Here is a 17,915-nt window from a genome sequence, read left to right as displayed (position 1 = left end):
GAGGGCCCATTCGCCGGCAAGCCGGCTCCTACGGGGCGCCACCGGTGTCGCGCCGGGCCCACCGGCGGGCCTCAGGCGTGGGACCAGCGGCGATGCAGGCCACGGGCCAGGGCGTCGAGGGCAAAACCCAGCACGCCGATCAGCAGCACCATGGCCATCAGTTCCGAATAGGCCAGGCGGTCCCGGGTGTCGAGGATGAAGTAGCCCAGGCCGGCGCTGACCCCGAGCATTTCGCAGGGCACCAGGACGATCCACAAGATGCCGATGGACAGCCGTACCCCGGTCAGCACATGCCCCAGCACCCCGGGCAGGATCACCTTGCGCAGGGTCTCCCAGCGGGTGGCGCTGAGGCTGCGGCTCAGTTGCAGCCAGCGCGGGTCCAGCTGGCGCACGCCGGCCGCGGTGTTGAGCAGGATCGGCCACAGCGCGGCGAACGCCAGGAGGAAGTAGATCGGCTGGTCCCCTACCCCCATCAGCATCACCACCACCGGCATCCAGGACAGCGGCGAGATCATCCGCAGAAACTGGAACGCCGGGGTGGTGGCTGCCTCCAGGTGCCGGTAGCTGCCCACCAGCAGGCCCAGGGGCACGCCGATCAGCAAGGCCAGGAGCAAACCCACCAGGATCCGCTTGAGGCTCACCAGCACATGCTCGTACAGCTCGCCACGCCCCAGCAGTTCCAGCAGGCTGGCGAAGGTCGCCTCGGGGGAGAAACGCGCAGCCAGGCCGTTGCCATCGCCCAGCAGGTGCACCCCCAGCCACCAGCCCAGCAGCAGGCTCGACAGCCCGGCAAGCCCCAGGAGCCAATGGCTCAGGGAAGAAGGTTGCTTGCCCATCAAAGACCGAACTCCTCGCTGCGCTCGAAGCTGTCCGCCAGGCCGAAGGCCTTCAGCCCGCCCACCGAGGCGATGGCGTTGCGCACAAAGCGATCGTCCACCAGGTCCTTGGCGGTGTGTGCCGGGTCAAGGCCGGCCAGAAAGCCCTTGTCGCCCTCGATCAGGGTGTCCTTGAGGCGCTTGACTAACTCTTCGGTGTAGCTGGGGAACGGATACGGCTGGAAGTCGATGCGCTGCTCGTCCCAGTGGCTGTGCTGGATCGCGCCGCTGGCCAGGTAGGCCTCGCGGTCGGCCGCCTCCGGCGCCAGCACCCGGTTGAGCACCTGGGGCGCATGGGGCGTGTAGCGGTTGGCGCCGTCCTTGGACAGCAGTTGCGCGGCCTCGGCGCGGTGGTCGCGGGTCCACAGCTGGGCCTTGACGATGGCGTTGACCACCTTCTGCGACCATTCGGGACGGTTGTCCAGGTCATGCTCGTGCATGAACACCACGCAGCAGGCGTGGTTGCGCCACACATCCCCGGTAAAGCGCTGCACCCGGCCCACCTTGAGTTCCTCGGCCAGGGCATTGAACGGCTCGGCGACGATGTAGCCGGCAATCCGCTTGCTGGCCAGGGCTGGCGGCATGTCCGAAGGCGGCAGCACCACCAGGTTGACCTCGTTGGCCCCCAGGGCACTGCCGGCGGCCTTGCTCACCGGCACCAGGCCGTTGTCGCGAAACAGTTGCTGCACCACCACGTTATGGATCGAATACCAGAACGGAATCGCCACCGACTGCCCCGCCAGTTGCTTGACCTCGGTAATGCCCGGGGCCACGGTCAGGCCGGAACCGCCGACGTGGTTCCAGGCCACCACCTTGGCCGGCACCCGGCTGCCGTAGCGGGCCCAGACGGTCATCGGCGACAGCAGGTGAATCACGTTGACCTGCCCGGAAATGAACGCCTCGATCACCTGGGCCCAACTGCGCAGCAGCACCGGGCGCTCGGCCTTGATGCCCTCGGCCTCGAACAGGCCGTTGTTGTGGGCCACCAGCAGGGGCGTGGCGTCGGTGATCGGCAGGTAGCCGATGCGCACCGGCGCGTCCGGCTCCTGGGCGGCGCGGGCCTGCAGGCTGTTGAGCAGCGGCAAGGCGCCGCCGGCAGTCAGCAGCGCGCTGAGCTTGAGAAAGTCACGACGGGTATGAGTGAAGTCGTCCAGGCACATGGTCAATCTCCGACGGTGCAGACAAAGGGGAAGTGTGGGGGTTGCGGCTCGCCCGCCGAAGGGTCTTGAGAATCTCGATGCGCAGCGCGCCCAGTTCCTCGATCCGCTCGGCGCGCGGCGCCGGCAGCTCGATGTGCCACTGGCCGAGGGTGCGCGCCGGGCTGTTACCCAGTAGCAGCACCCGATCGGACAGCAGCAGGGCTTCGTCGATGTCGTGGGTGATCAGCAGCGCCGCGGTGCGGTGCTGGCCGATCACCTTGAGCAGCAGTTGCTGCATGTCGGCGCGGGTCACCTCGTCCAGCGCGCCGAAGGGTTCATCCAGCAGCAGCACCTGGGGCTGGCGCGCCAGGCAGCGGGCCAGTGCGGTGCGCTGGGCCATGCCGCCGGACAGTTGGGCCGGATAGCGCTGGCGGGCGTGTTCCAGGCCCACTGCGGCAATCGCCTGGTCGATGCGTTCCTTGCGCTGCTGCGGGCTCAGGTGCGGCTGGCGGGCAAAATCCAGGCCGAAGGCGACGTTGTGCTCCAGGTTCAGCCAGGGCAGCAGGCTGGGGTCCTGGAATGCCACCGCGACCCGCGGATGAGGGCCGTCGAGGGGCTCGCCCAACAGGCTGACCTGCCCGGCGTGGGGCTTCTGCAGGCCGGCCAGGACCCGCAGCAGGCTGGACTTGCCGACCCCGCTGGGGCCGAGAATGGACACCACCTCGCCGGCCTGCAGGTGCAGGTCGAAATCCTCCAGCACCGTGTGCCAGCCTTGCTCCGCGGGGTAGCCGAGGCTGATCGCCTGTGCGTTCAACAGGCCGCTCATGCTGCCGCATTCCGCGCCTGGCGTTGCAGTTCGGCGCGCAGTTGCACCAGGCTCGGGGTGACGATGGGCACGAAGGCCGACTCGCGCCAGCGCCGGGCAAAGCCGCTGCCGAACTCGCTGAGGTAGGCCTTGCCGCCGCTGGCCTGCAGCTCCAGTTGCACGGCGTTGGCGGTGGCTTCCGCCAGGGCGATGCGCACCCGGAACAGCGCCCCGGGCTGGCTCAGGAAGCGCCCGTCGAGCAGGCCGCTCTTGAGTTCGCCGACGGTGTGTTCCAGATGCTGGCGTTGCTCCAGCAAGGGTTCGTGGAGGATCGAACGGGCGCCCTCGACATGCTTTTCCACCTCGCTCAGGGCCCGGCGCGCCAGGCCGATGGCCAGGGCGCATTGCAGGCCGAGAAAGGCCGGGCGCACCGCCGGCAGGAACACTCGGGCATCCTCGTGCAGCAGCCAGTCACGGGCCACCGCCACCTGGTTCAGTTCCAGGGCAGCGGTGTTGCTCGATTGCAGGGCCATCAGCTGCAGGTCATCGGAGCGCTGCAACCCGGGCAAGGCATCGGGGATCGCCAGGATGAACGGCGCGCCGCCCTCCTCGCGCTCGATGGCCGCCGCCACCACGAACCCGCTCTTGCGCAGGTTGGTGACCCAGTGCAAACGACCGTTGAGGCTCCAGCCCTGCTCCTGTTCCCGGGCCCGGACCTGCAAGGCCTCGATCCCCGAGAGAAACTTCATGGCATTGGACAGCCCGGTGGCACCGGCCAGCTCGCCGCTGAGCAACGAGGGCAGCAGGCGCTGGCGCAAACCGGCATTGGGGCTGTGCAGCAGGTATTCGATAAAGGCTCGCTGGCCCCAGCAGACAAAGGCCGCCGCCAGGGAATGGCTGGCCACGCTGGCCATGACTTCCAGAGCATCGGTCAGGTCGCCGCCGCTGCCGCCCTGAGCCGGGTCGATACCGACCCGCAGTACCTCGGCGCCCGCCAGCCGGGCGAGGACCTGCTGCGGGTCGCACTGGCCCTGGTCGAGTGCCTGGGCCTGGGCATCCAGCCATTCACTCAATTGCGCATCGAGCATGTGGTTTTCTCCTTGAAAGGGGGCGCCGCGCAACCGCCGGCGCCCTGGCTCATTGACCTTGCACTGACCAGCGATACTTGGCCAGCTCGGGGTTCAGTTCAGTGCCGGCGAACACGTTGGCGAAGTTGCACAGGGTGGCCAGGCTGATGCCCAGGATCACTTCCAGGGCATTGCCTTCGCTGTATCCTGCCGCCTTGAACTGGGCATAGCCGGCGTCGCTGACCTTGCCCCGGGTGGCGATCACTTCCCGGGCAAATGCCGCCAGGGCTTCCAGCCGGGCTTCGGGCAAGGTGCTCTGCTCGCGCAGGGCGCTGACCACCGGGTCCGCAAGTTTGGCCTTGTTCAGGGCCACCGAGGTATGACCTGCGACACAGAAATCGCAGCCATGGGTGGTGGCGGCCACCAATTGCACCACTTCACGCTCCGCCAGGCTCAACTCGGCCTTGCCGTTGAGGGCGGACACCGTGACGTAGGTTTCCAGGGCCGCCGGGGCATTGGCCAGGATGCCCAGCAGATTGGGGATAAAGCCCGAGTTCTTCAGCGCGTTCTCAAGAAAGGGCCGAGCGGCTTCTGGAGCCGTGTGCAAGGTGTGTAGAGTGACGCGGGACATGGAGTGGACTCCTGCTGTGTAGGTGTGCGTCAAGTCTGTTGGTTATAAGAATTCCGATCCATATTCTAAAGTAGCGATTACTTGCTTCTGAGTGTTTCCCTTAGATGATTTCGTCAAGCCCACTGGTTGATTGGTTATTAGAAGGCCTGGAACTCGATGCCAGCCTGTTTCACGTCGGACGCTACTGCGGAGGCTGGCACGCCAGCACCCAGGGCCTGGCCCGGGCCAGCTTCCACCTGATCGTCCAGGGCCATTGCTGGCTGCATATCGACGGCGCGCCCCAGGCCCTGCGCCTGGATGCCGGGGACGCGGTATTCCTGCTGCAGGACCTGGGCTACCGGCTGTCCAGTGCCCAGCAGGCTGAAGCGGCGCAGCAACTGCCGCGCACGCCCATGGCGCCCCTGGAGCCGGGAGCCCAGGACGGTGTGGGGCTGGTCTGCGGCTTTTTCCATTTCAAGCCCGGGCTGTCCTCGCTGATCATCGACAGCCTGCCGGGCTGGCTCATCCTGCGGGCCGGCGACCCGTCCCTGAGCGCCGCCCGGGCGCTGTTCCAGCTGATTCTCGAAGAATGCCAGCGCACCCCGGCGCCCTCCTCGGCGCTGCTGGAACGCCTGAGCCATCTGCTGTTTTTGTATGTGCTGCGCCAACAGGTCAACGCCAACCAAGACCTCGGCGGCCTGGTGGCCCTGGCCCGCCACCCGGGGTTTGCACCGCTGCTGGAGCAGTTGATCCAGCGCCCCGGAGAAGCCTGGCCCCTGGAAAGCATGGCGGCCCTGACCGGGCTTTCGCGCTCGGCGTTCTTCAAGCGGTTCAATGAACTGGCCGGGCAATCCCCGGGGCAGGTACTGCTGGCCCTGCGCATGCGCCACGCCTGCCAGTTGCTCAAGGCCAACCAGACAGTGGAGCAAGTGGGCGCCGCCGTGGGCTATCAGTCGATCGCCGCCTTCACCCGGGCCTTCACCAAGGCCGTGGGCCTGCAGCCCGGGGCCTATCGCAAGCAGCACGAAGGGCGCTGAAACGCGCCCCGAATGTACTCAGCGGCGATGGGCCAGGGCCCGCACCAGGCGGTCGCCGCAGCTCTGTACCCCCTGTACCAGCAGCACCAGGACCAGCACCGTGGCCACCATGATCTGGTTGTTGAACCGCTGATAGCCGTAGCGGATCGCCAGGTCCCCCAGGCCGCCACCGCCGATGACGCCGGCCATGGAGGAAAAACCGATCAGCATCACCAGGGTCAGGGTCAGCCCCGCCAGCAGGGCCGGCAAGGCTTCCGGCAGCAGCGCCTTGAAGATCACATGGCCGATGTGCCCGCCCATGGCCAGGATCGCCTCGACCCGACCGCGGTCCACTTCATCCAGGGCGTTCTCGACGATCCGCGCAAAAAACGGAAAGGCGCCGATGGTGATGGGCACCACCGCGGCAGTGCTGCCCAGGGTGGTGCCCACCACCAGCCGGGTCAGGGGGATCAGCGCAATCAGCAGCACCACGAAGGGCAGCGAGCGCCCCAGATTGACCAGCCCGCCCAATAGCCGGTTGAGCCTTGGCATGGGGTACAGGCCGCCCTTGCGGCTGATGAACAGCAGCACCCCCAGGGGCAGGCCGATCAACAGGGTGAACAGCGAGGCCAGCAGCACCATGTACAGGGTTTCACCCGTGGCGGTCAGCAGCAGCTGCGCCAGTTCCTGCCAATCGAGGCTGCGGTTCACAGGCGTTCACTCCGAATTCCTCGCTGGGCCAGGGCCGTCAGCAGTTGTTGGAATTTGCCGGCGTCGGCGGGGGCGGCGGCGATGCGCAGGCGCCCTACCCGCCGGCCGCCTACAGCTTCGACACCACCGGCCAGGACCTTGAGCTCCAGCGCCTGCTGGCGGCTCAGTTGCTCCAGCAGCGGCGCCGCGCGCTGGTTGTCGAAAAAGGTCAGTTCGGCCTGGGGCTGGCTGCCGTTGAACGGCAGGTTGTAGCCCGGCAACAGCGCCCGGCCCAGGGCCGACTGCGGGTTGCCCAGCAGTTCGGCCACCGCCCCGCTCTCCATCAGCCGGCCGCCCGCCAGGGACGCGGCGTGGCTGCAAATGGCCTTGACCACTTCCAGCTCGTGGGTGATCAGCACAATGGTCAGCCCCAGCTCGCGGTTGATCTGCGCCAGCAATTGCAGGATCGACGCCGTGGTTTCCGGGTCCAGGGCGCTGGTGGCCTCATCCGACAGCAGGTAACGCGGCCCGGCGGCCAGGGCCCGGGCGATGCCCACCCGCTGCTTCTGGCCACCGGACAGTTGCGAAGGATAGGCCTGGGCCTTGTCGCCAAGACCCACCAGTTCCAGCAGTTCCAGAACCCGCGCACGGCGCTGGCTTTTGCCCAGGCCGGCAATTTCCAGAGGCACCGCGACGTTGTCCTCAACCGTGCGCGAATGCAGCAGGTTGAAGCCCTGGAAGATCATGCCGATGCCCTGGCGCTGCCGGCGCAGCTCGCTCGCGGACAAGGCGCCAAGGTCCTGGCCGTCCATCAGGATGCGCCCGCTGCTGGGCCGCTCCAGCAGGTTCAGGCAGCGCAACAGGGTCGACTTGCCGGCGCCGCTGCGCCCGAGAATGCCGTACACCGCACCATCGGGAACCGTCAGCGAAACCCGATCCAGTGCCGCGGGCTGGCCTTCGCCGTAGACCTTGCAAAGCTGCTGGACCTCGATCATGGCTGGCGGTCCGTGACGGGAATCACCGAGCCCGAGTAGGTGCGGGTAATGAACGCCGCTACTTCCGGCGAGTTGAGGTCCTTGGCCAACTGACGGATGCGCGGGTCATCCTGCAGCTTGGGGGTGGTCACCAGGATGTTGGCGTAGGGATTGTGCTCGGCCTTTTCCAGGCCCAGGGCATCCTTGGCCGGCACCAGCCCGGCCTCCAGGGCGTAGTTGCCATTGATCACCGCCAGGTCCACGTCGTCCAGGGCCCGGGGGATCTGCGGCGATTCGATCTCCAGGATCTTCAGCTGTTTCGGGTTGTCGGCGATGTCCCTGGGGGTCGCCTGATCCCGGGCCGGGTCGGTGAAACCGGGCTTGAGGCGGATCAACTGGTAGCTCTGCAACAGGTACAGCGCGCGGCTGAGGTTGGTGACATTGTTGGGCACCGCGACGCTGGCGCCCTGGGGCAACTGCTCGAAGCGCTGGTGACGCTTGGAATAGATCCCCAGGGGCTCGATGTGCACGCTGGCAGCCACGGCGAAGGGCTGGCCCAGGGCCTGTTCCTGAGACTTGAGGTACGGCAGGTGCTGGAAGTAGTTGGCGTCCACATCGCCGTGGGCCAGCAGTTCGTTGGAGTTCACGCCATTGGGAATCTCGATGATCTTGAGCTGCAATTGCGGGTCGAGTTTTTGTACGTAGGCGAGGATCTCGGCATGGGGCACCGGGTCGGCGGCTACCCGCAACGGCTGCGCCGCAGTGGTCGGCAGGGCCGCCCCCAGGCTGGCCAGCAACGCCAGGGTCCAGACGGTGTTCTTCAGCATGGCAGTGTCCTTGAGCAGCGGATGAAGGTCAGGCACTCAGTGCCTTGGGCACCAGGGCATCGGGGTAGAAACGCCGGGCCACGTCCGGATGCGAACGCAGGCGGCCCTTGAGGTAGTTCCAGCCCACTTCGCGAAACAGCGGGTTGTCGGGGTCGCTGGCCGGGCCCCGGGCTTCGCGCAACAAGGCTTCGGGCAAGGGATACAGCGGCACCCGGGCATCGAGTTGGGCACCGAGGAAAAACGCGATGGACAGCCGCTGGCGATCCGCGGGCGGCGACTGCACCCGGTGCACGGTAGCGCGCAGATAGCCGTGGGTGGCCAGTTCCAGCAGCTCGCCGATGTTCACCACCAGGGTGTTGTCCCGGGGCGGCGCGTCGATCCAGCGGCCCTCCTCCACTTCCACCTGCAGGCCGGCCTGCTGGTCCTGCAGCAGAAAGCTGAGGAACCCGGAATCCTTGTGGGCCCCCACGCCCTGGTTGCTCTGCCCCGGCGCGCGGCCAGGGTAGCGGATCAGCTTGATGTGCTCGTTGGGCCGTTCGCCGTACAGCCCATCGAAGGCCTGTTCCGGCAGTGACAATGCCTGGGCAAAGCCGCGCAACAGGCGCAGGGACATCCCGGTCATTGCCTGCTGCCACTCCAGCAGCACGGGCTTGAACGCCGGCAGTTGCGCCGGCCATTGGTTGGGGCCCTGCAAGCGGGTCCAGGGCGGGCTGTGGGGATCCAGGGGCAAGGCCTGGCGCTCGGCCCCCAGGTCAAACTGTTCCCGCAGGTCCGGCTGGCCCCGAGTGATCTCCGAAGCCGCCTGGTTATAGCCGCGAAAGTGCGGCGAGTGGATCATGCCCACGGCCGCCTTGTCGGCCTCGGGCAAGGCAAAGAACGCCCGCGCCTGGTCCTGCACCCGGCGCAGCAGGCCGCTGTCGACTCCGTGCCCGGTCAGGTAAAAGAAACCCACGTCCCGCGCCGCCTGGCGCAAGCCGTCGAGAAAGATCCGACGCTGCTCCGGGTGGCCCTGCAATTGGCTCAGGTCCAGGACCGGCAGCGCGGTGATATCCAGCGAGTGCGGCATGCTTCACTCCCCTGTGAATGGACGATGTCCGCAGGTGCGGCTCAGAGCTTGGCGATGGAGACTTCGGTGGACTTGACGAAGGCGATCACTTCGCTGCCGACCTTGAGTTCCAGGTCGCGCACCGAGCGGGTGGTGATCACCGAAGTGACAATGCCCGAGGCGGTCTGCACGTCGATTTCCGAAACCACCTGGCCTTCGTGGATCTCCTTGATCACGCCCTTGAACTGGTTGCGTACGTTGATCGCTTGAATGGTCATGCTGAAAAGTCCTTTGCTGGCACCGGGCTCAGGAGTTGAGCGGCTGGGGCTAAACATGCGCCTTTGGCAAAAGCCTTAAAAGGAATAAATAATTAGATAGTTATCTCTTTTAGGAATATAAAAGACCCAGCCTCCCGCCCTCGTGCAGCCTTGACCCTGCCCGCCGGCTTTGCTTCCCTGTGCCCTGCACTGATCACTCTCGACAGATACCAGGAGGTAAGCATGCGCACGTTGATGCTGGCAGACACGCAGGTTCCGGTGATTGGCCAGGGCACTTGGCGGATGGGCGAGGACCGCCACCTGCGGGATCAGGAAGTCGCTGCCCTGCGCACCGGCATCGACCTGGGCCTGACCCTGATCGACACCGCGGAGATGTACGGCGAAGGCGGCGCCGAGGAAGTGGTCGGCCAGGCCATTGCCGGGCGCCGCGACCAGGTGTTCCTGGTGAGCAAGGTCTACCCCCACAACGCCAGTCGCAAAGGCCTGCCCCTGGCCTGCGAGCGCAGCCTGAAACGCCTGGGCAGCGACTTCATCGACCTGTACCTGCTGCACTGGCGCGGCCAGTATCCCTTGGCGGAAACCGTCGACGCCCTGGAGCGCCTGCGCGAAGCCGGCAAGATCCGCCGCTGGGGAGTCTCCAACTTCGATGTGGCCGACCTGGACGAACTCGACTCCCCGGCCTGCGCTACCAACCAGGTGCTGTACAACCTGGAGTCCCGGGGTATCGAGTTCGACCTGCTGCCCGCCTGCCAGCAACGGCGGATGCCGCTCATGGCCTATTGCCCGATCGGCCAGGGTGGCGCTTTGCTGGCCGAACCGGTGCTGCTGCAGGTCGCCCAGCGCCATGGGGTCACCGCGGCCCAGGTGGCACTGGCCTGGCTGCTGCGCCAGGACGGCGTGCTGGTGATTCCCAAGGCGGTGCGCCCGGCACACATCCGTCAGAATGCCCAGGCCGGCCAATTGCAATTGCCCGACGAGGACCTGCAGGCCCTGGATCAGGTGTTTGCTCCGCCACGGCGCAAGCAGCGCCTGGAAATGGTCTAGGCACAACACCGACGCAACGAGCATTTTTCAAACCGCGAAGGCTGCACGATAGCCATTGAAAAATTGAACAGGCGAGGAAAGTTGCGAGGTTCGACGGATAAGGAAGTGCCTGAACACTGTAAGTGCCACAAACCTACTGTGTACCGGGCGATTTAAGAATTGTCTGATCCCTGCTTGGCATGCCCCCAATTACAGTTGGCGCATGAGATTAAAAAGCTACCTGCATCAGATCAATCCCCTATTTTCCAGTCCTGAAGCAGCCCGCCGGCTGCTTCGTGTCGTGGCGCTTATTTTTCTGGTCGGCCTGTTCGGCGCGGTCTACAACTTTCTTCGCTCCAGCCTGCACAACGAACTCTCACAACGGCAAAGCTACATGAGTAGTGCCATTGCCGAGGCCCAGGCATTCTTCACCAGCCGCACGGCCCTGTTGGAAAGCCTGAGCCTGGCGGCGGTCCACGACCCTGGGGAACATATCGGCCCGTCAGGAGCCAGCGGCATGTCCAAAGAACAGATGTACCTGCAGCTGGGTGAGCCGCAAGGCAACCAGTGGGGGATCTGGCTGACCCTGCGCATGCGCAACTACCTGCAAAACAAGCAACTGAACCTGCTCTACATTCCCGGCACCCGCGACCTGCAGGTGCAACGCCTGTTCAGCACCCGGCCGCAAAGCGACGACTTGCCCGGCGGGCTGCTGGACAAGCTGGCCACCCTCAAGCCCGAGCAGATCCCTGCCGGCGAAGAACTGTGGCTGATGGACACCTCCACGGCGGGCGCCCGCCTGTACATCTTCATTCGCCTCGACGAACGCTTCGCCCACTCCGGCTGGCTTGGCCTGGAGATGGATGGCAAGAGCGTCTGCGCCGCCCTCAGCGACCAGAGCGCCGGGGACTTCATGATGTTCAATTCCCAGGGCGGGCTGATTTTCAGCAGCGTGCCCAGCGCCCAGCTGAGTGCCGAAGTGCAGCAGATCCAGGGCGGCAGTTTCTTCGGTTTTCTCGGCGGCCGCTGGTGGCCCGACCATCTGGTGATCCGCAAACAGCTGGGGGACACCGACTGGCAACTGGTGTACTCCTTCGACCTGCAGAACCTGCTCAAGAGCCTCTGGCCGCAGTTGCTGGCGGCGCTGCTCATCAGCCTGACCGGCATGGCTCTGATCGGCCTGCTGACCCACTGGGTCGAAGTGCGCCTGATCGCCCCCGCCCTGCACCGGATCCAGGCCCTGGTCGAAAGCGAGGCCTTCAGCCGCGACGTGATCCAGATCGCTCCGGTGGCACTCTGTGTATTGCGCCGCAGCGATGGCCGGGTGGTGCTGGAAAACACCCTGTCCCAGCAATGGCTGGGCAACGGCAGCGAACGCGACCAGCTGTGTTCCGGGTGGATCGAGCAGGCCTTCGACCCGGCCCGCCCCAACAGCTCGGACTACTTTGAAACCGCCGACGGGCGCCATCTGTACCTCAGCTCCGCCCCCACTCGCTACAACGGTGAGGACGTGCTGTTCTGCGCCTTCAGCGATATCAGCGCTCGCAAGCAGATCGAGGCGGCGCTGGAAGAAGCCAAGCGCCTGGCCGATACCGCCAATGAAGCCAAGACCCTGTTCCTGGCCACCATGAGCCACGAGATCCGCACGCCACTGTATGGCGTGCTCGGCACCCTGGAGCTGCTGTCGCGGACCCAGCTGGACAACCAGCAGAAGGATTACCTGCAAGCCATAGAAGGCTCTTCCGGTACGCTGCTGCAGTTGATCTGCGACGTGCTCGACGTGTCCAAGATCGAAGCCGGGCAACTGGCCCTGGAGCTCAGCGAATTCTCCTCCCTGGATCTGGTGCACGAGATCATCCAGGGCTACGCGGCGGCCGCCCAGGCCAAGGGCCTGCAATTCTATGCCTGTGTCGACCCGCAGTTGCCGGAGATCCTGCTCGGCGATGTCACCCGGATCCGCCAGATCCTCAGTAACCTGCTGAACAACGCGGTCAAGTTCACCGATACCGGGCGCATTGTCCTGCGGGTCCGCACCGAAAGCCGCGATGGCGAGCGCAGCAACATCCTCTGGCAGGTTTCCGACACCGGCCGGGGCATTGCCCAGGACGACCAGACACTGATCTTCGAGCCCTTCTACCAGACCGAAGGCAACACCAACGTGATCGCCGGCACCGGCCTGGGCTTGCCGATCTGCCAGCGCCTGACCCAATTGATGAACGGCAATATCCGCATGGTCAGCGAGCTCGGCCTGGGTAGCAGTTTCACCCTGACTCTGCCGCTGGAGGCCTCGGCCGTGCAGGGCGACACCCCGCCGATCAGCCCATTGCTGCCGGAGATGGTCTATGTGGTGTCCCCGGTGCGTGAACTGGCCGAATCGGTGGCGGGCTGGCTGCGCCGCTGGGGTGCCCGGGCCCAGTTCAGCCTGCCGAGCCCGTCCGACCGGGCCCGAGGCAACGTACTGATCGAACTACACCCCGGCAGCGTGGAGCAGCGCCTGGAACCCGACTGGCAGGGCCCCCTGGTGCTCGCCAGCGGCGATGGCCATAACGAACCGCGGATCGACGGCGGCAGTTGGCAGATCAACACCAACAACCTGCGGGCGATCCATCAGGCCGTCAGCCAGGCCCAGGGGGTCTGGGTGGCCCAGAGCGAGGATCACTCCGATCACCGCGAGCTGAAAAAGCTCAGCCTGCATGTCCTGGTGGCCGAAGACAACGTGATCAACCAGTTGATCCTCAAGGACCAACTGGAAGAACTGGGGTGCAGCGTGGAGCTGGCCTCGAACGGTGAAGAGGCCCTCTGCATCTGGAAGGCCGGTCGTTTCAACGTTGTGCTGACCGATGTGAACATGCCGAAACTCAACGGTTATGAACTGGCCCAGGAGCTTCGGCGTCAAGGCTGTTCGATCCCCATCATCGGGGCAACGGCCAATGCAATGCGCGGAGAAGAAGAGCTCTGTCTTGCAGCCGGGATGAACCACTGCCTGGTGAAGCCCTTTGCATTAAGAGCGTTGTTCAACTATCTGGCGCCCTATGAAAGAGCCTCCCATGAAGTCCTGTAGCATTTTGATCGTCGAAGATCAGCCGTTTCAGTACATGTACCTGCAACACTTGTTCAACGAGCTGGGGCCCTACCAGCTGGAGGTGGCAAGCAGCGGCAAAGAAGCACTGGAACGCCTCAAGCAGCGGCACTTCGACCTGGTACTGACAGACCTGCTGATGCCCGGCATGGATGGCGTGCAGTTCATCCAGAGCCTGGCCACCCATCGCGTGCGCCCAGCCCTGGCCATCATGAGTGCGTCATCCCGGCGCATGCTGATGGGCGCCAGCCTGGTGGCCCGCAACCTGGGGCTGAAGGTCATCGGGTTGATTTCCAAACCCGTGAACCTGGCTGCACTGCGTGCACTCACCGCTCAGTTGCCAGGGCTCGCCAATGACAGCAGCCCCCCACAGATCGGGGTCGAATGCAGCCCAGAGACCCTGCGTGAAGCCCTGCGCAACGGGCAGATCCAGGCCTGGTTCCAACCCAAGAAAGCCTTGAACAACGGTCGCATCGTCGCCGCTGAAGCCCTGGTGCGCTGGATCCACCCACAACATGGCATGCTCCTGCCTTGCGACTTCCTGCCGGCACTCACCGAGGCCCGCCTCGAAGAAGAACTGCTGTGGCTGATCCTGGAGCAGGCCCTTGAGGCCCAGGTGCACTGGCGCGAAGACGGCTATGACATCCCGGTGTCCATCAACCTGCCGACCCACCTGCTCAACAGCCCCGACCTGGCCGATCGCCTGTACGACTTCGTGATCCAGCACAACGGTGTGCCGGCCAGGATCTGCTTCGAACTCATGGAATGTTCGACCCCGGAGCACATCAGCAACTTCTACGCCGGAGCCTGCCGCCTGCGCATCAAGGGCTTCGGCCTGTCCCAGGACGACTTCGGCAAGGGCTACAGCTCCTACATGAACCTGGTGTCGACACCCTTCACCGAATTGAAGATCGACCGGGGACTGGTCCAGGGCTGCCACAACAATGAAGAAATAGCCCAGGCCCTGACCTGCATCATCGCCCTGGGCCGGCAACTGGGCCTGACAGTCGTCGCCGAAGGCGTGGAAAGCGCCCACGAACTGGCTCTGTTGCGCAAGATCGACTGCACGCAGGTGCAGGGCTTCCTGATTTCCCATGCGGTCTCCTCGCAACAGTTTCAGCAACTGCTGGCCCAAGACGGGCCGGCCACGGTGTATTAACCGATGAACCCATTGCCTGCCCGCGCAACAGTCACTCATCGCTGACGGTCCTGCCCCAGAGATAGGAATCTCGGCAGGGCCCTTATATGTGTTTGGAAAATCAGTGATGAAAGAAAGCAGCACCTTGCTGCAGAACCTGGCTCGCAGCTTGCCCCGATTGAACATGGGCATACTGTTGGGCCTGGCGCTGCTGCTGTTCGCCACCCTGTACTGGACCCTCGAGCGTCTGTTCGATGAACAGAACAGCAACGTGCGCTTACATTTCGCCCAACTGATGGAGAACATCCAGGAGCAGGAGCGGTTTCTCAAACGCCTGGTCGCGCGCCATTCGATCGACGCCCTGAGCCTCGACGCCCCTCATCACCTGAACCTGCAAGCCTTCCCGCCCACCGCAGGCCAGCAATCCCCCTTCGCAACGCCCTTCAGCCTGAGCTTGTACCCCCAACAGCCGGCGGCCGGCGAGCTGCCCAGGGTGTTCGCCCTGGGGCTACAGCTGTCGAGCTTCTACAGCGCCTTCTGGTCAGGCTCGCACCATGTCGCTCCGCGAACCTTTGTGTTCAACACCTTCGGCCATTTCGACATCAGCCCCCCCGGGGGAAACACCGCGCCCGACACCAAGGTGGCAGACCAGGTGCTGTACCAGCAGATCGTGAAGAGCGCCGGCTTTGCCGACCACCGGATCCATTGGCAACAGTACAGGCCGCCCGCGTCGGAAGCTCTACCGGCCAGGTTCCTGGCGTACATCAACCTGCATGAGCCGGCTCCACCGCTGGATGTCCAGGGAGGCAACGACTGGAGCGTGGTCGCGTCACTGCTGAGCCTGGATGACCTCGATTACCTCGAGCACACCAGTCACTGGTCGATCTACGACGACTTCACCCTCATCGAACCTTCCGGCACCGCCCTCACCGGCGACCCGGCGCCTGCCGACGTGCTGCGTGAAGGCCTCAACTTCGGCCTACAGGGGATGATCGTCAAGGTGACCAGCCAGACTCCGCAGCTGTGGACCGGGCTCTATGCCATCAGCTACAGGAACTACCTCGACTACGCGCTGTGGGCCATGCTGAGCCTGCTGGCCCTCGGGGTAGGCAGCATCGCCTGCGGCTGGGCCACCAGCCGCTGGTACCGCAACAAGGTGGTGGCCCCGGCACAACGGGCGCAGCAATGCCTCAATGAAAGCGAAGACTTCAACCGTGTGGTCATCGACACCGTTCCCTCGGGGCTATGCGTGGTGAGCAGCGCCAACCTCCAGGTAATCCTGCAGAACCGTCAGGCCGAGCAGTGGCAAGGCACGGCGCAACTGCTGTCTCGGCTGGCACAGGACCGCAGCCTGATCGACGGCGGCGAAACCAGCCTCGACATCGACGGGCGCTACCTGCAGGTAGAGTTCGTCTCGACCCGCTACCAACGCCAGGATGTGCTGGTGTGTACCTTCAACGATGTCACCCGGCATGTGGAAGATGCCCGGGCGCTGGAGCGGGCCAAGCGCTCGGCGGACGCCGCCAATGCCGCCAAGACCCTGTTCCTGGCCACCATGAGCCATGAAATCCGCACCCCGCTGTACGGCGTGCTCGGCACCCTGGAACTGCTCGGCCTGACCCGCCTGGACAGCCGCCAGAGCGACTACCTGCAGACCATCCAGCGCTCCTCCAGCACCCTGTTCCAGTTGATCAGCGATGTGCTCGACGTCTCCAGGATCGAGGCCGGGCAAATGAGCATCGATCCGCGGGAGTTCTGCCCGCTGGACATGCTGGAGGACGTCTTGCACGCTCACGCTGCCTCTGCCCAGCGACGCGGCCTGCTGTTCTATGCCTGCATCGATCCCAACCTGCCGGATCTGCTGCTAGGGGACGCCGCGCGAATCAGCCAGATTATCAACAACCTGCTGAGCAATGCGATCAAGTTCACCGAAAGCGGCCGGGTGGTGTTGCGGGTCCGGTTGCTGGAGTTACGCGACCAGCAAGCCCGTATCGAATGGCAGGTCACCGATACCGGGATCGGCATTTCACCCCAGCAGCAACCCCAGCTGTTCGTCCCCTTCTTCCAGGTACGCGACGCCTCCAACGAAGCCGGGGCCGGCCTCGGGCTGGCGATCTGCGAGCGCCTGTGCCAGATGATGGGTGGGCAGATGCAGGTGACCAGCGAGCCGGGGCTGGGCAGTAGTTTCTCTTTGCGCCTGACGCTGCGCTGCCTGCCAGGAGGGCTGCCGCCATTGCTGCCATGGCCCGAAGGTGCGCCAGTGTATGTCCGGGCTCCGGTGCCGGAGTTGCTGAAAAACACCTGTGACTGGCTCGGCCGCCTGGGAGTCCCGGCCAATCCGGCCCCCCCTGGCTGGAGCGACGAGCCTCAGACTGGCGTGCTCATCGACATGCTGCCCAGGGATGGCCTGGCCTCCTGGCCTGGCCCATGCGTCAGTGCCGTCTCTGGGGGCGGTAGTGGCCGCCTGTCGCAGGCCACCTCCTGGCAGGTCGACGCCCACGATATTCGAGCCATCGCCCAGGCCGCGGTGCTGGCCCACCAGGGCCTGCCCCTGTGCCAGGCACAGACACAGCACAGAGCCGGCCGCGTGGGCCAACTGAACCTGCGTATCCTGGTGGCCAAACATAGCCCGATCAACCAGGCAATCATCAAGGAGCAACTGCAGGCCCTGGGCTGCCAGGTGACCCTGTCGGCCAATGGCAAGCAGGCCCTGGAACACTGGCAGCCACAGCACTTCGACATCGTGATCACCGACGTCAATATGCCACTCATGAACGGCTACGAGTTGGCACGGGAGCTGCGTCGCCGCGACCCGCAACTGCCGATCATCGGTGTCACCGCCAATGCATTGCGCGAGGAAGGCATCCGCTGCCTCGCCGCCGGCATGAACACCTGGATAGTCAAACCCATGAACCTGCAGACCCTGCGGGGGCATCTGTCGAAGTTGTGCCCGACCAGCACCGCGATCGCACCACCCAGCATTCCGCCGGCCGCACCGTCCCGGCCTCCCCCCGACACAGCACAAGGCGACTGGATTCAAGTCACCGAGAAAATGCGCCCGCTGTTTCTCAGTACCATGCACGAGGACCTGCGGCGGCTGGCCGAGGCGCTGGACAGCGGCGCCGGCAAGACTGCCGCCGCCCGCCTGCACAGCATCGCCGGTGCCATGGGGGCGGTGCAGGCAGCCCCACTGGCCAAGGCGTGCGCCGAACTGGAGTGCCGATTGCTGGACAGTGCTCTGACTGCGGATTTGCAAGCCCAGGCCAGGCAACTGATGCAACGCTTGTCCAGACTCCTGTTGCCCCTTGAATAATGGCCCGCTGGGTTTAATGTACCGACGTTCCCTAGC

General features: G+C 65.1%; 15 protein-coding genes. 5 read left to right on the top strand and 10 right to left on the bottom strand.

Annotation, left to right across the window (positions count from 1 at the left end; all coding sequences use genetic code 11):
• Window positions 1-71: 71 nt before the first annotated feature.
• From BLS75_RS03265 to BLS75_RS03245, 5 genes are read right to left on the bottom strand one after another with little or no spacing between them, the layout of a single operon-like run.
• Entirely contained in the window at window positions 72-836 is a 765-nt protein-coding gene (locus BLS75_RS03265; RefSeq protein WP_011061467.1) for an ABC transporter permease, read from the bottom strand.
• A complete protein-coding gene (locus BLS75_RS03260) occupies window positions 836-2,035 on the bottom strand; it encodes an ABC transporter substrate-binding protein (protein ID WP_072450248.1) in 1,200 nt (399 codons plus the stop codon). The genes BLS75_RS03265 and BLS75_RS03260 overlap by 1 nt, the downstream gene beginning before the upstream one ends.
• Window positions 2,001-2,840, bottom strand: coding sequence for an ABC transporter ATP-binding protein (locus tag BLS75_RS03255; protein ID WP_072450247.1), 840 nt, complete (start codon window positions 2,838-2,840; stop codon window positions 2,001-2,003). The genes BLS75_RS03260 and BLS75_RS03255 overlap by 35 nt, the downstream gene beginning before the upstream one ends.
• Complete coding sequence (locus BLS75_RS03250) at window positions 2,837-3,907, bottom strand: acyl-CoA dehydrogenase family protein (protein WP_072450246.1); 1,071 nt, start codon at window positions 3,905-3,907, stop codon at window positions 2,837-2,839. The genes BLS75_RS03255 and BLS75_RS03250 overlap by 4 nt, the downstream gene beginning before the upstream one ends.
• A 49-nt stretch (window positions 3,908-3,956) precedes the next feature.
• Window positions 3,957-4,517, bottom strand: a complete 561-nt coding sequence (locus tag BLS75_RS03245; protein WP_015635738.1) for a carboxymuconolactone decarboxylase family protein — start codon at window positions 4,515-4,517, stop codon at window positions 3,957-3,959.
• Window positions 4,518-4,621: 104 nt separating this feature from the next.
• Between BLS75_RS03245 and BLS75_RS03240 the strand changes: the two genes are divergently transcribed.
• Window positions 4,622-5,533 carry an AraC family transcriptional regulator gene (locus tag BLS75_RS03240; protein ID WP_053151810.1) on the top strand — a complete coding sequence of 304 codons (912 nt, stop codon included), beginning with the start codon at window positions 4,622-4,624 and terminating at the stop codon, window positions 5,531-5,533.
• A gap of 18 nt (window positions 5,534-5,551) precedes the next feature.
• Here the strand turns inward: BLS75_RS03240 and BLS75_RS03235 are convergent, their stop codons facing one another.
• From BLS75_RS03235 to BLS75_RS03215, 5 genes are read right to left on the bottom strand one after another with little or no spacing between them, the layout of a single operon-like run.
• Window positions 5,552-6,223 carry a methionine ABC transporter permease gene (locus BLS75_RS03235; RefSeq protein WP_015635740.1) on the bottom strand — a complete coding sequence of 224 codons (672 nt, stop codon included), beginning with the start codon at window positions 6,221-6,223 and terminating at the stop codon, window positions 5,552-5,554.
• Window positions 6,220-7,197: a methionine ABC transporter ATP-binding protein gene (locus BLS75_RS03230; RefSeq protein WP_072450245.1), complete on the bottom strand. Its 978-nt coding sequence runs from the start codon at window positions 7,195-7,197 to the stop codon at window positions 6,220-6,222. The genes BLS75_RS03235 and BLS75_RS03230 overlap by 4 nt, the downstream gene beginning before the upstream one ends.
• The gene (locus tag BLS75_RS03225; RefSeq protein WP_072450244.1) at window positions 7,194-8,003 is read right to left on the bottom strand and encodes a MetQ/NlpA family ABC transporter substrate-binding protein; all 810 of its coding nucleotides are present in this window, start codon (window positions 8,001-8,003) and stop codon (window positions 7,194-7,196) included. The genes BLS75_RS03230 and BLS75_RS03225 overlap by 4 nt, the downstream gene beginning before the upstream one ends.
• A 28-nt stretch (window positions 8,004-8,031) precedes the next feature.
• Complete coding sequence (locus BLS75_RS03220; protein WP_072450243.1) at window positions 8,032-9,069, bottom strand: isopenicillin N synthase family dioxygenase; 1,038 nt, start codon at window positions 9,067-9,069, stop codon at window positions 8,032-8,034.
• Window positions 9,070-9,110: 41 nt separating this feature from the next.
• Window positions 9,111-9,326 carry a TOBE domain-containing protein gene (locus BLS75_RS03215; RefSeq protein WP_011061476.1) on the bottom strand — a complete coding sequence of 72 codons (216 nt, stop codon included), beginning with the start codon at window positions 9,324-9,326 and terminating at the stop codon, window positions 9,111-9,113.
• Window positions 9,327-9,548: 222 nt separating this feature from the next.
• Between BLS75_RS03215 and BLS75_RS03210 the strand changes: the two genes are divergently transcribed.
• The 4 genes from BLS75_RS03210 (at window position 9,549) to BLS75_RS03195 (ending at window position 17,879) form a co-directional block, all read left to right on the top strand.
• A complete protein-coding gene (locus tag BLS75_RS03210) occupies window positions 9,549-10,370 on the top strand; it encodes an aldo/keto reductase (protein ID WP_011061477.1) in 822 nt (273 codons plus the stop codon).
• 202 nt (window positions 10,371-10,572) lie between these two features.
• Window positions 10,573-13,410 carry an ATP-binding protein gene (locus BLS75_RS03205; RefSeq protein WP_072450242.1) on the top strand — a complete coding sequence of 946 codons (2,838 nt, stop codon included), beginning with the start codon at window positions 10,573-10,575 and terminating at the stop codon, window positions 13,408-13,410.
• Window positions 13,397-14,587, top strand: a complete 1,191-nt coding sequence (locus BLS75_RS03200; protein WP_072450241.1) for a response regulator cyclic di-GMP phosphodiesterase PvrR — start codon at window positions 13,397-13,399, stop codon at window positions 14,585-14,587. Before BLS75_RS03205 ends, BLS75_RS03200 begins: the two co-directional genes overlap by 14 nt.
• A gap of 106 nt (window positions 14,588-14,693) precedes the next feature.
• On the top strand, window positions 14,694-17,879 hold the full coding sequence (locus tag BLS75_RS03195) for a hybrid sensor histidine kinase/response regulator (RefSeq protein WP_072450240.1): 3,186 nt from the start codon (window positions 14,694-14,696) through the stop codon (window positions 17,877-17,879).
• Window positions 17,880-17,915 lie beyond the last annotated feature (36 nt).

Origin of the sequence: Pseudomonas sp. NFPP12, assembly GCF_900103205.1 — a bacterium.
GTDB lineage: Bacteria > Pseudomonadota > Gammaproteobacteria > Pseudomonadales > Pseudomonadaceae > Aquipseudomonas > Aquipseudomonas protegens.
The sequence above is the reverse complement of the archived record's forward strand: the minus strand, read 5'-3'. Positions and strand labels throughout refer to the sequence as shown.